General features: G+C 61.6%; 12 protein-coding genes. 1 reads left to right on the top strand and 11 read right to left on the bottom strand.

The genetic code is table 11. From position 1 onward, the window contains the following. Window positions 1-23 precede the first annotated feature (23 nt). The 11 genes from ACE3PP_RS20205 to ACE3PP_RS20155 all read right to left on the bottom strand — a co-directional run bounded on the left by ACE3PP_RS20205 (window position 24) and on the right by ACE3PP_RS20155 (window position 11,937). Window positions 24-1,013: a sugar ABC transporter substrate-binding protein gene (locus ACE3PP_RS20205; RefSeq protein ID WP_374385098.1), complete on the bottom strand. Its 990-nt coding sequence runs from the start codon at window positions 1,011-1,013 to the stop codon at window positions 24-26. Between the two features lie 38 nt (window positions 1,014-1,051). Continuing rightward, window positions 1,052-2,059, bottom strand: a complete 1,008-nt coding sequence (locus ACE3PP_RS20200) for an ABC transporter permease (protein ID WP_374385097.1) — start codon at window positions 2,057-2,059, stop codon at window positions 1,052-1,054. Beyond that, window positions 2,052-2,999, bottom strand: coding sequence for a 3-keto-5-aminohexanoate cleavage protein (locus ACE3PP_RS20195; protein ID WP_374385096.1), 948 nt, complete (start codon window positions 2,997-2,999; stop codon window positions 2,052-2,054). The genes ACE3PP_RS20200 and ACE3PP_RS20195 overlap by 8 nt, the downstream gene beginning before the upstream one ends. Before the next feature lie 19 nt (window positions 3,000-3,018). Beyond that, window positions 3,019-3,813, bottom strand: coding sequence for an SDR family oxidoreductase (locus tag ACE3PP_RS20190; protein WP_374385095.1), 795 nt, complete (start codon window positions 3,811-3,813; stop codon window positions 3,019-3,021). Window positions 3,814-4,016: 203 nt separating this feature from the next. Continuing rightward, a complete protein-coding gene (locus tag ACE3PP_RS20185) occupies window positions 4,017-4,784 on the bottom strand; it encodes an SDR family oxidoreductase (RefSeq protein WP_374385094.1) in 768 nt (255 codons plus the stop codon). A 40-nt stretch (window positions 4,785-4,824) separates the two neighbouring features. Beyond that, on the bottom strand, window positions 4,825-5,757 hold the full coding sequence (locus tag ACE3PP_RS20180; protein ID WP_374385093.1) for a 3-keto-5-aminohexanoate cleavage protein: 933 nt from the start codon (window positions 5,755-5,757) through the stop codon (window positions 4,825-4,827). Between the two features lie 10 nt (window positions 5,758-5,767). Then, window positions 5,768-6,679, bottom strand: a complete 912-nt coding sequence (locus tag ACE3PP_RS20175; protein ID WP_374385092.1) for a 3-hydroxyacyl-CoA dehydrogenase NAD-binding domain-containing protein — start codon at window positions 6,677-6,679, stop codon at window positions 5,768-5,770. Window positions 6,680-6,705: 26 nt separating this feature from the next. After that, entirely contained in the window at window positions 6,706-7,233 is a 528-nt protein-coding gene (locus ACE3PP_RS20170) for a cupin domain-containing protein (protein WP_374385091.1), read from the bottom strand. 16 nt (window positions 7,234-7,249) lie between these two features. Next, window positions 7,250-9,256 carry an ABC transporter permease gene (locus ACE3PP_RS20165; protein ID WP_374385090.1) on the bottom strand — a complete coding sequence of 669 codons (2,007 nt, stop codon included), beginning with the start codon at window positions 9,254-9,256 and terminating at the stop codon, window positions 7,250-7,252. Next, window positions 9,253-10,764: a sugar ABC transporter ATP-binding protein gene (locus tag ACE3PP_RS20160; protein ID WP_374385089.1), complete on the bottom strand. Its 1,512-nt coding sequence runs from the start codon at window positions 10,762-10,764 to the stop codon at window positions 9,253-9,255. The genes ACE3PP_RS20165 and ACE3PP_RS20160 overlap by 4 nt, the downstream gene beginning before the upstream one ends. A gap of 60 nt (window positions 10,765-10,824) precedes the next feature. Next, window positions 10,825-11,937: a sugar ABC transporter substrate-binding protein gene (locus tag ACE3PP_RS20155; RefSeq protein ID WP_374385088.1), complete on the bottom strand. Its 1,113-nt coding sequence runs from the start codon at window positions 11,935-11,937 to the stop codon at window positions 10,825-10,827. Window positions 11,938-11,999: 62 nt separating this feature from the next. Here ACE3PP_RS20155 and ACE3PP_RS20150 point away from each other — a divergent pair, with 62 nt between their 5' ends. Further along, complete coding sequence (locus tag ACE3PP_RS20150) at window positions 12,000-13,103, top strand: AraC family transcriptional regulator (protein WP_374385086.1); 1,104 nt, start codon at window positions 12,000-12,002, stop codon at window positions 13,101-13,103. Window positions 13,104-13,115: the final 12 nt, after the last annotated feature.

The raw sequence follows: 13,115 nt of genomic DNA, 5'->3' as shown, positions 1-13,115 counted from the left end.
CGGGTTCGTTCCAGGATAACCCCTCACAGCTTCCAGCAGAGGCTGGCGGCGTTAGGGTCCCCGGCCTTGATGATCTTCATGGGCGATTCGATCGACATCATCGAACCGTCCGCTGCGGCAGCCCCCTGCAGCAGAAGATCGATCATCGTCGCGGCGTCACGTCCCTGGCCGTCCGCGTCATAGCTCCAGACACGGTGAAGCACCTTGTCTTCGACTGCCTTGCAGGTGACGTCATCGCCGCCGCCCGTGGCATAGACCAGGACCTTGTCCTGCAGTCCAGCATCCTTGACGGCCGCACCGGCCCCCATCGTGTGTACGTCCCAATGGCCGAAAATGGCGCAGAGGTCGGGGTTCTGCTGCAGTACCGTTGCCGTGATCTGGCGGGCCTTCTCCGGCTCCCAGTCCGAGGCCTGGTTGGAGACGACCTTGATCTCCGGATGACTCTCGAAGACCTTGAAGGCCGCTTCATTCATGATGACGCTGTCGGCGGCGGTGAGCTGACCGGGAATGATCGCGACCTTGCCCGACTTGCCGCTGCCGGCTCCGCATTCCTTGACGATATCCTCGCCGATCTCGCGGCCAATGCGCTCCCAGTTGGCGCCGACGAAAGCGCTGGACGGCTGGTTGGATTGCAGGTTGATCTGCAGCACCTTGATTCCTTCCGCCTCGGCCTGCTTGATCTGGCGTGCCAGCAGCTGGACGGTGGGGTTGTGGACCACCAGCACATCCGGCTTCTCGCTGATTGCCTTAGCCAGCAGTTCCGACATGGCGCCGGTATTGAAGGCCGCATCGCGCACGTCAAAGCTATAGCCATATATGGCGGCATGCTCGCGCATCCGCTTCGCCCAGGCTTCGGTCAGCGAAATGCCCATGGAGATGGGCACGAATATGACCTTCTTTCCCTTGATGTTGGGATCGGCCGCCGCCGGTGTGCTCACCGAGGCGGCAAGCGACAGCGAGAGGCCGATTCCGGCGAGCATGCCGATCCCGGCCCTGATCAATTTGTTCCCCATTCTGTACGACATCATTTCCTCCTGTTGTTTTGCCGTTCTTATAGATCGCCCACGGTATCGGTTTCGATTTCGCGCGGGTTGAGATAGCGGTCGATGACGACGGCTATGATGAGGACAAGGCCTTTCAGCATGTCCTGAGTCTGGGTGGTGAAATCGAGCAAGGTCATGCCGTTGCGCAAGACGGCGATGAGCGCCACGCCAACCAGGATGTTGCGCACACCGCCACGCCCGCCGCGCAAGGGGATGCCACCCAGCACCACGACCAGGATCACCTCGAAGAGCAGGCTGCCATTGGTGACAATGCGGAAGTCGACCGTACCGCTGGCCGAGGCAACCACCAGGCCCGCGAGCAGCGCCGTGAGAGCGGCAAAGACATGGACAATGACAGCCGCCGGCCGGACGGGTAGGCCGGTCAGCCGCGCGGCTTGGAAATTGTCGCCCATAGCATAGGCAATGCGGCCTGCCACGGTGTAACGCAGGAACAGGGAAGTAGCGATCAATGTGGCGATCATGAGGGCGACTGGCACCGGCACGCCTGGCACCAGGTCGCCGGCCAGCAGGACGACGGCCGGATTCTCCTTGGGCAGCAGCAGCAGGAACTCGCCGCGCAGGATGGCGAAGCGGAAGAGGCCGGTAGTGAGCATCGCCGAAGCAAGAGTCGCCAGCATCGGCGGAATCTCGACATAGGCGTTGAGCCAACCGTTGAGGGCGCCGACCAGCACCATGACCAGAATAGTGATAAGGATTGCGGCGAAGCCCGGCACCCCGGCGCCGATCAGGATGCTGAAGGTGCAAGCACCCGCCACCATCTGTGCGATCAGCGACAGGTCGAGCCCACGCGAGATGATCACCACCGCCATGCCGCAGGAAAGGATCATCAGTGAGGCAGAATTCGAGACCAGGACACGGAGATTGCCGAGTGTGGCAAAACCTTCGGTGGCGAATGAGAAGATGATCACCAGCAGCAACGTCACCGCGACCACCACGACTTCGAGCAGGCTGCTCCGGCGGCGGCTGGCGATGGGTGTTGCCGCGATATCAGTCACGGAATGCCACCTTGTCTTGGCCTTTGGTCTGCAGCATGGCGCGCGCCTCCTCCGGGCTTGCCACTTCCAGCGACAATTCCTCCAGGATGCGGCGTATCTTCAGAACCTGGGCCGCGCAGGACGAGGCCAGCAGGCCGCGACTGAGATAGAGGCTGTCTTCAAGCCCCACCCGCACATGCCCACCCATGATCGCACCCATGGTGATGAGCGACATCTGGTGCCGCCCGGCGCCTAACACCGAGAAGGCATAGTTCTCGCGCCCAAATAGCCGGTCCGCCGTGCTCCGCATCAGGAACAGGTTTTCCGGATCAGCACTGAGTCCCCCCAGGATGCCGAGCACGCATTGCAGGAAGAAAGGCGGCCTGACCAAGCCCTCATCGACGAGATGCGCGAGGTTGTAGAGATGGCCGACATCATAGCATTCGAATTCGAACCGCGTGCCATGTGCATCACCGAGTTGCGCGAGCACCTTCTTGATGTCGCGGAACGTATTGCGGAAGATCAGATCCTCCGATCCCTCGACATAGGGCTGCTCCCACGCGTGCTTCCACGTGGTGATGCCGCGCCCGGCCTTGTGAAAGGCGAAATTCATCGAGCCCATGTTGAGCGAGCAGAGCTCCGGCTGCGCCTGCAGGGGATAGGCCAGGCGCTCCTCCAACGACATGCGTGTGCTGCCGCCGGTGGTGATATTGATAATAGCGTCGGTCTCGGCCGCGATCCTCGGCACGAAAAGATCGAAAACGGCAGGGTCCGGCGTCGGGCTGCCATCGGCGGGGTTGCGAGCGTGGAGATGCAACACAGCGGCGCCGGCGCGGGCTGCCTCGATCGCCTGCTCGGCGATTTGGTCGGGCGTCACCGGCAGATGTTCCGACATCGACGGTGTGTGCACCGATCCGGTGACCGCACAGGTAATGATGACTTTGCGCTTGTTGGTCCGCATGCCCGTCTATCCGTGCTCTCTAAAGATATTCCACATTGCCATCGACGCTGATCGCCTGGCCGGTGATGTTGCGTGCGAGATCGGAGGCGAGGAACAAGGCGAGATGCGCCACGTCTTCGGCATCCACCATGCGCCGCAACGAGATCTTGTTGAGATATGATTGGCGCATTTCCTCAAAGCTGATGCCGAGGGCTTGCGCGCGATCTGCGATCACGCCGTCCATGCGCGGTCCGTTGACCACACCGGGCAGGATCGCATTAGCGCGGATGCCGTCAGGCCCGAGTTCCACGGCCAGTGATTTCACGAGCCCGACGATGCCCCATTTGGTGGCCGCGTAAGGCGTCCGGTAGCCATAGCCCAGCCGCCCGGCGACGGAACTCATCGCCAGCACCGAAGGGTTGCGCGACGATTTCTTCAGCAGCGGCACGCAGCGCTTGAGATAGTGGAAATGGGATTTCAGATTGACGTCGAGCGTGCGGTCGATGTCGGCATCGCTCAATGCCTCGACACCGCCGGTGGGGCCGGCGATACCAACATTGTTGATGAGCATGTCAAGGCCGCCCAATTGCGTTGCGACGTCGCGCGCGACCGCATCCGCGTTCTCCGTGCTTGCCGCATCGCCCACCGTGCCGGTAATGCCACTGCCGGCGGCCATGACATCTGCCAGGGCTTTTTCGCTGACATCGGTAACATGGACGCAGGCCCCTGCGGCGGCGAACGCCTCTGCGATCACCCGCCCAATGCCACCGGCACCGGCCGTTACCAGAACTCTGAGATCACGCACATCGATCGCATGCGCCTTCGTGCTGCCCACCAAGCGGATCCATCCCCTGTCTGACTTTTCTTAGCAATGTTGATGCTAGGTAGCTGATCCGGCAGGGAATAACTATGTTTTAAAAGTCCATATTACCTGGAAAATAACGTCTCTTTAGTCTATTTTTGGGAGGGCAGAACTACGCAGGCCCTTAGACCCCCGTTCTTCATCACTTGGAAGAGCGACGTAAGTGTCTACGGACTCTACAGCAGCATTCTTGTGTCGCCGCAGACTGAGATCGCTTGGCCGGATACAAATCGCCCGGTCGGCGAGGCAAGGAACAGGATCTGGTCGGCGATGGCCTCGGGCGGGACGAATTCCTTGATCGACGTGTAGCTGAACGCCAGGTCTTCCGCCTCCGCGTACGTAACCCCAAGCCTTTGCGCCTTGGCTTCCAGCACGCGTCGTTGACGGTCACCGGCCACGATGCCCGGAAGCACCGCGTTCACACGGATACCGTCCTTGCCAAGCTCGATGGCCAGCGACTTCGTCAGTCCGATCACGCCCCATTTGGCGGCAGCATAGGGTGTACGCATTGCAAACCCGAGCCGTCCAGCGACCGAGGACATGTTGATGATCGATGGGTTTGCGCTTTGACGGAGCGCTCCGACCGCGTTCGCCACGGTCAAGAACTGGCTGCCAAGGACCACATCCAGCGTACGATGCCAGGCAGCACTATCGATATCCTCAATGGCCGCCGTCGGTCCGGCGATACCGGCGTTGTTTACCAGGCAATCGAGTCCGCCAAGCGCGCCGATGGCATTGTTGATAAAGGCGACGAGGGCGGGCTCGTCGGCCACGTCGACCTTGGCCGCAAACCGGACCGACGGCAAGGTCTTCAGCGCCGCCTCGTCGATGTCGCAGGTCGCGACTTCAGCTCCCTCCGACAAGAATCGCTCGATGATGCTGCGACCTATTCCGGCTGCACCTGCAGTCACAATGACCTTCGCGCCCCTCAATCCAAGTTCCATATCGCTCCCTGCGGATTCGTGTTCTTCCGAAAATCGGGTGTCAGAGGTTGATCAGCTCCCGCCCCTTCAGCGCCAAAAGGGCGCGCGCTTCGGCGGGCGTGGCGATCTCCAGCCCCAAAGCCTCGACGACAGACCGAATCTTGTGGACTTGTTCGGCGTTCGAGGAGGCCAGGCGCCCGCGCGCGATGTAGAGACTGTCTTCCAGACCGACGCGGACATGCCCGCCACGCATCGCGGCCTCCGTGGCAAAGGGCATCTGGCTGCGACCTGCCGCGAGGACCGACCATTCCGCGGCTGTGCCGAACAGCCGGTCGATGGTGGACTTCATGATCGCCAGCGCTTCCCAGTCGGCACCGATACCGCCCAGAATGCCGAAGATCGTCTGGATAAGAAACGGTGGCTCGATGAGCTTTCGATCGACGAAATGCGCGAGATTGTAGAGGTGACTTAGGTCGTAGCATTCGTGTTCGAATCTGGTGCCGTGGTCCTTGCCCAGCCGCTCGATGATGCCCTCGATATCGCCAAAAGTGTTGCGGAAGATGAAATCCTTCGTGCCGCGCAGATAGGGTTGTTCCCAATCGTGTTTCCATTCCGTCGGGCGCTCGGCCAGCGGGAAGATGGCGAAGTTCATCGACCCCATGTTCAGGGAACACATCTCCGGCCGGAAGTGCATCGGTGCGGCAAGGCGTTGATCAATGGTCATCGTCAACCCGCCGCCGGTGGTCAGGTTGATGACGGCATCGGTCGCGGCGTGGATTTGCGGCAAAAACTGCGCATAGACTGTCGGTTCAGATGTCGGGCGGCCGGTCGCCGGGTCGCGGGCATGCAGGTGAAGGATGGCGGCGCCGGCCTCGGCGGCGTCGATGGCCGAGCGGGCGATTCCATCGGGTGTGACCGGAAGATAAGGCGACATCGACGGGGTGTGGATCGCCCCGGTGATGGCACAACTGATGATGACTTTCTGCGCGCACATCGGATGTTCCTTATGCTGTGGCGACTTGCCGGGCGTTGAGCAACGCACCTAGGCGCTGGTCGCGCTCCTGAGCCAACTCGGAAATGGACTTTGATGCGAAGGTGGCCTCGACAGCCGCGATGACCGCGTCCCGAAGCGGCGTATCGAGCACGGGTTGACCAAGTTCCGCCCAAAGCCGTTCCTGCATCGGTGCGAACTGGGTCATGAAGTCGCGGATGCCATTCGGGCCGCCTGCCAGGTGATAGGTCTGGAACGGCCCCATGAGCGCCCAACGGAGACCGGGACCTTCGGTTACCGCGCGGTCGATATCGCGTACCGAGGCGATGCCGGTGTGCAGAAGGTGGATTGCCTCGCGGAAGATAGCCGCCTGCAGGCGGTTGGCGATATGGCCGTAGATCTCCTTGGTCAGCCGGACGGGGAGTTTGCCCAGCGCTGCGTAGAAGGCCTCGGCCCGGTCCAGTGCCCAATTTTCGGTCCCAGTTCCTCCCGCCAGCTCAACGAGCGGCACCAGATGGGCTGGATGGAAGGGGTGGCCGATGATCACGCGGCCCGGATGGCGGCACGCTCTCTGAAGCACAGTGGCGGAAATTGCCGAGGATGATGAAGCGATGACCACATCGGGGGGCAAGATCGCGTCGATCTGAGCGATGAGGGCAGTCTTCTCGGCTTCGCGCTCAATGATGTTCTCTTGCACGAAGTCTGCGCCTTCGCAGCAGGCGGCAAGGTCGCGGGTAAAGGTCAAGCGGCCAGGCTTTGTGCCGTCCCGCTCCAGAGCAGGCATGATCGCGTCAACCGCGCGCGTCAGTTCCGCGCCAGCCTCCGGCCGTGCATCGGTGGCGGTCACGTTCAGTCCATGGGCCAGAAACAGAGCGGCCCAGCTTGCGCCGATGCTACCTGCGCCGACGACAGCGATGCCGTTCATGCCGGAGACAGTCATTCGGGAGGCGGTCACGATTCAGGCGAGTCTACCAGCACCGCCATAAGCAGTGCGTCCTCGGTGCCCTTGTTGATCCAGGCATGGTTGGTGCCGCGCTGTATCACCACATCAAAGGGTTTGAGGTCGCGTTCCTCGGTGTCCAGCATCAGGGTGATCTGGCCGGAAAGCAGAATGATGTAGTCGGTCGTATGCGACTTATGCATCGATTCATGCTTCGACGTGTCGGGTTGCAGGTGCGCTCCGTTCATCGAAGCGAACCATTCGCGGCCGAGCTTCTGGCGTTCTTCCCACGGCAGGTGCGAGGTAGCGCTGTCGGGTCCGATCTGGAAGAAGCGGAAGAGCGTTCCGCCCTTTGGCGGCTCCAGTTGCTTGGATTGCTGCGCCAGATCGACCGGGGTCTTGTGGTCGTGCGGGCCCGGATAGGTGATCCACAGTTCGGTCAAGACGCTGAATACATTGTCGGCGATGCCGTCGGTCATCACGCGCGACTTACCGTCTGGACCGTTTTCGGTGACGATGCGGCGGACTTGTTTCAGCATGGGGTTCTCTCCTCTTTCATCGATATTTCTCGCGCAGACCCAGGACAGCAACCAGGATGACCAGGCCGAAGATCACGTTGCGGATGGCGAGCGGCATCAACATGCCCTGCAGCACGGTCGAGAGCGCGGTCAGCAGCAAGGCGGCGCCAAGCATTCCCGGATAGGTGCCGCGCCCGCCGGTCATAGCGACGCCGCCGATCACCACAACGGCGATAGAGGGCAGAAGATAGGGCCGGCCCATGTCGAGAAATGCCTGTCCGCTGAAGCCTGCCAGCAGAATGCCCACCAGGGCCGCGCAGAATGCGCTGAGCGCATAGGTCGCCACCTGGACGCGGACGACCGGAACGCCGGAGAAGAAGGCGACCGTGGGGCTTGAGCCGGTGATGTAAAGCCTGCGGCCCAGCGTCGAGCGCGACAGCAGCAAGTGAGCAAAGACAGCGAAGGCCGCGAGACACCAGATCACCGGGGTTACGCCGAGCCACTTGCCGGTCATCAGCCAGCTTATCGCGTGCGGCGGCATTCCCTGCGGCGTGCCGTCGGTGATGACCTGAGACATTCCCTCCAGAATGCCGTTCACGGCCAGCGTCATGATCAGGGGATGGATGCCGATCGCGCCGACGCCAAACCCGCTTGCCGCGCCGATTGCGGTACAGGTGACCAGGATCGCCGGCACGGACCACAGCCCGCCTCCCGCGCTGGCCCATTCGCACATCATCACGCCGCTGAAGGTGATGACCGCCGGGACCGACAAATCCAGCCCGCCCGAGATCACCACCGCGCCTTGCCCGAGTGCCAGCACGGCAAGGAAGCACGACAGCAACAACAACGAGTTCACATAGCTGCCAAGGCCGAGGCGGCCAGAAAACAGCACCGCCGTCAGGATCAACACGGCAACAAGGCCTGCCCAGGCGGGTAATGCGGACAGAATGTCCGCCCGGTTCCTGCGCAGCCAGTTGCCCCAGAGGGTGCCGGGCAGGGTATCGTCCTGTCGCTGCTCGGCCAAAGGCTGATGGTTGCTGGGCCGGAAGGGGCTATCGCGCAGGAACGTCCGCCGCGCCGCCAGCTTCAACGACTGCCCGGCCCGGCGCAGCTGTCCGCCCGACGCAGCCAGTACAGCAAGAATCAGAAGTCCGCCCTCGACGACGGTTGAATAGAAGGTGGGGACGTTGAAGACCAGAAGCAGGTTCACGATCAGCATCAGGGTGAATGCCCCGAAGATCGTTCCCAAAGGTCCACCCCGACCGCCGGAAAAGGCCGTGCCCCCCAGCACGACCGCCACGAAGACTGGCAACAGCATCGGCGGTCCGACCGTTGGGTCGCCCGATCCGGTCTGTGCGGTCAGGAACACCCCAGCCAACCCGTAGAGGGCACCGGCAAGAATGTAGACCGTCATCCTGGTGCGGCGCACCGGCACACCTTTGGCCCTCGCCGCCTCTTCATCGCTGCCGATGGCATAGATAAAGGTGCCGAAGCGCGACGACTTGATGAGCATCCACAAACCCAGCACTAAGAACAGAAGCAGGGCGGGCATTGGCAGGAGGCCGGCAATGGCATCCGAGAGGAAGAATGCCGAGAAACCCGGCGGCACCATTCCGCCGGGCTGTTCCATGACCAGAAGGGTCAGCCCCTCGACAATGAACATCGCGGCCAAGGTCACGATGATGGAAGGCAGGCGGAAAAGAACGATGAAGATCGCGTTGAAAAGGCCCACCGCTGCTCCCGCCAGAACCGCGAGCACCACCCAAAGCACCATTGAACCGGCGCTGTCGCCGACATTGACTGCAATGAGGCAGTTCGAAAGCGAAATCACCGTGCCGACCGATAGATCGAGCCCGCGCGAGATCACGACGATGGTGGCACCGATGGCGGCGATGGCGAGTGTCGTGGTGCTGGCGAAGGTGCTCGCGACCTCATAATAGCCGAAGCCGCGCGCCAGATTCAGGCTCAGGACCAGAAAGGCTGCCACCAGCGTGCCGAAGGCAATCAGCATCCCCTGGTTTCGACGGACCCATACGTCACTCATGCCGCCCGCTCCGCGCCCAGCATAAGTGCACCGATCCCGGCTTCATCGGAATTTGCATGGGATACATCGGCGGCGATGCGGCCCCGGTAAAGCACAAGCGTCCGGTCGCAGGTGCCGATCAGTTCGGGCAACTCGGTGGAATGGAACAGAACTCCGCCCCCCGCATCGGCAAACCGGCGGAGCAGGGCATAGATTTCGTGTTTGGTGCCGACATCGACGCCGCGCGTCGGATCAAAAACCAGAAGTGTGTGGCATTGCGTCAGCAGCCATTTCGCCAGCACGATCTTCTGCTGGTTGCCCCCGCTGAATTCGGCCGGTGTCTGGTAAAGCGCGCGAGGATGCAGGTTGACCGCAGAAAAGACAGCGTCGACCTCGCGCGCTTCACGCGTGCGGTCCAGCAATCCCGATCGGGCGAACCTTGTGAGTACCGGGGTCACGGCGTTTTCGACGCCGCTGCGGTGCAGGGCCAAGCCTTGTATCTTGCGATCCTCGGGCACCAACGCAATCCCCGCCGCAATGGCATCGGCAGGTGAGCGGAAATGCGCCTGACTGCCACCGACCACAATCTCGCCCGCTGTCGGACGCTCGGCTCCGAACAATGCGTTGAACAGCTCCAACTGCCCCATGCCCTGCAAGGCCGCCACGCCAACGATCTCACCAGGCCGCACGGAAAGGGTGACGCCCTGAAGCTGATGCCCGACGCTAAGATCCCTTGCTTCAATCAGCGGCGCGGTGTCAGTCATCGCCGTGTTGGCGGGCCTAGGCGGAAAGCTGGCATCAACAGACCGGCCCATGATCAGGCCGAAGACCTTGTCGTCGGGCAATTCGCCAACCGTGAAGGTGCCGACATGCCCGCCATTGCGCAGGATCGACATGGCAGTACAGAATTCATGCACTTCGGCCATCCGATGGGTGACCAGAATGACGGTCGTGCCGCGGCGCTTAAGTTCAGCAATGCGTGCACCGAGCCAGTCGACGTCGGCCTTTGACAGGGCGGCGGTGGGTTCGTCGAGGATCAGGAGGCGTGGCTTGCGGGAAATGGCGCGGGCGATCTCGACCTTCTGGCGCTGGGACAGGCTCAGTTCACGGGCGAGGGCGGCGGGGTCAATGTCGTCGATGTGCAACTCGGACTGCAGCGCCGCGATCTGGGCGCGGGCCGCCCTCCGATCAAGAAGCACGCCCCATTTCCGCGGTTGGCGGGGCATCAGCAGATTGTCGGTGACGGTCAGGTCGGGGATCAGGGGCACTTCCTGAAATGCTGTTTCAATGCCGAGGGCGCTGGCGCTGTCCGGTCCATCGAACTTGACTTCCTGCCCGAATAGCGAGATCCGTCCACTGTCTGGCCGGACAAGTCCGGAGAGAATTTTGACAAGTGTCGATTTTCCTGCACCGTTTTCGCCCAAAAGGGCGTGAACAGTGCCTTCGGCCACCGACAGGCTGACGCCGGAAAGCGCCTGGGTCGAGCCGTAGGATTTCTTCAGATCGTCAAGCGCGATGGCGGCGGACACGTTGGGGCCTTTGACGCATGCTGGCGGGCGGTGCTGATGCACCGCCCGCCGGAGGCAGGATCAGTTTTTGACTTCGGGCTGGCCGACCAGCGCCGCCTGAAAGCCCACTTCGGGTGTCGCCGGGTTCGCAATGTTTGCAAACCAACCTGACGACACCATGCCGGGGTCGAAAACGTTGCAACCCGCTGCCAACTCCTCGAAACTGCCCGTCTTGCAGAGTTTCGCATTCTCCGAAGTCACCGCTTCAAGCGGCATCAGGGTGGTCTTCGGCACCTTCTTGCCTTCCAGCACGTCGATGGCAAGCTTCAGCGCCACCGCTCCCGCGCCGGGATGGCTTTCCAGCGAAATGCCGGGCGCGCCGACGGGGGCATAGGGTGCCGTCGCCCCTTCGATCGACCCTTTCGGCAGCATCATGATGCGCATGCCGTTGGTGCCTTCCGTTCCGCAAGGTACCAGCTTCTCGATCCCGGCTTCCATCTGCAGCGACCAGGACTGCACGCAAGCGGTCGCCCCCCAGACTCCCTGGATATTGTCCCAACTTGTCGTCGCCAGCACCTCGGTGAGCGCCTTGCGGGCGACGGCCTGGGACCACATCCCGCTCGGTTCGGCGATGATCTTGATATCGGGATATTTCGCAAAGACAGCCCGCGCCGCTTTGTTCCTGTCGGTATCGACCGAGGTTCCCGGCACGCCGGTCATGAAGATCAGGTTGCCCTTGTGCCCCATTTTCTCGGCAACCCATTCAGCACTCTCGGTCGCAAGTGCCACCTGATCCGTCACCACATTGTAGGCGCACGGTTCGGTGACCGAGCTGTCATATGCGAAGACGACAACGCCCTTGTCGCACGCATTCTTGATCGAGGCATTCAGTGCAGTCGGCGAGATCGGATAGACGATGATGGCCTGCGCCCCTGCCTGCACCATCGCGTCGATCTGCTGAATCTGCTTTTGCGCCACCGGCCCGGCCACTTGAATTTGCAGGTTGACCTTGTCGGCGTTGGCTTTAGCCATCGCCGTGACCATGTTCTGAGCCTCGGCCTGCCAGTCATTGCCGACATAGCTCATGCTGAGAAAGACCTTGTAGGGCTCTTTCGCAAGCGCGGCATGGCTGAAACCCGCCGTCATGGCGACACCGCACAGGGCGGCGCGCATGGCACCGTTTAGATACTTCATGGATTTGTCCTCCCCTTTGTTTATTCGGGAGAGGATGCGCAGAAATTTGCCGGCGGGGGAGATTGGCACCGGACAAACATGGGGTGGAAAACGGACAAACTCATGCTATTGTTCAGGCGAGAAAGCTGCCGATAGCCGACATGACCACTTTCGCGCCCTACAAAATTTTCGCGCTGGTCGAGACGGCCAAGGCGTTTGGCATAGCCGCTGAGGCTGTCCTGCAAGGCACTGGTCTCGACCCGGCGCAGCTACAGGACGGCAAGGCGCAATGCAGCGTCCCGCAATATCTCCGGGCATGTAGCAACTCAGTCCGGCGTTGTCCGGATCCGAGACTGCCCATCGAGGTCGGCCGCAATCTGCATCTCTCCGCATACGGCCTATATGGATTTGCGCTGCTTTCCAGCTCATCCGTCCGCGCCGGGTTCGAATTCGCCGTGCGCTACCATGAGCTGGCAACGCCGACATTCGATATCGGCTGGGAGATCCGGGGCGCTGATTTTGTCTGGTTCTTTCCCGATGAAGTGCAGCGCGCCTATGCCCGGCCGTTGAAGAACTTCCTGATGATGCAGCAGATATCCGCCCATGTCACACATGTGCAGGACATTGCCCGCGCCGACAGGCTGCCGAAGAAAATACTGGCCGCCATTGATCCGCAAGAACCGGATGAGCTCATCGAACAGGCCTTTGGCTGCCCCGTCACCTTTGCCGCACCGGTGACCGAAATCATATATGACATGTCAATTCTCGACGAACGTCCGCCCATGACTAACCCGGTCACTCACGCCATGATGCGGGAAAGCTGTGAGCGGCTGATTGGTGTGGTGACCGACACGACCGGCATTTCGCGCCAAGTGTCGCGTCTGCTTCTGGAAAGTCTGGCGCCGTTCCCCTCGATGGAGACAATTGCCGCACGCTTGGGTATGACCACACGGACGCTCCGGCGTAGACTTACCGTCGAAGGTAACTCTTACTCCGGCCTCCTCGACCAGGTGAGGAACGAACTAGCAAAGAAATACCTCGGATCGAGCTCCGTCACGATTGCAGATATTTCTGATTTGTTGGGGTTTTCGGATGTCGCAAACTTCCGAAGCTCGTTCAAGAGATGGAACAGCATCGCGCCAGGCGATTATCGCGCATCCTTGGGGCGACAGGAGATGAACCAGTAGCCTTCAAGCTAT

This window comes from Dongia sp., from assembly GCF_041910485.1.
Lineage (GTDB): Bacteria > Pseudomonadota > Alphaproteobacteria > Dongiales > Dongiaceae > Dongia.
Note: the sequence above shows the minus strand (reverse complement) of the source record. Positions and strands in the feature narration are given on the sequence as shown.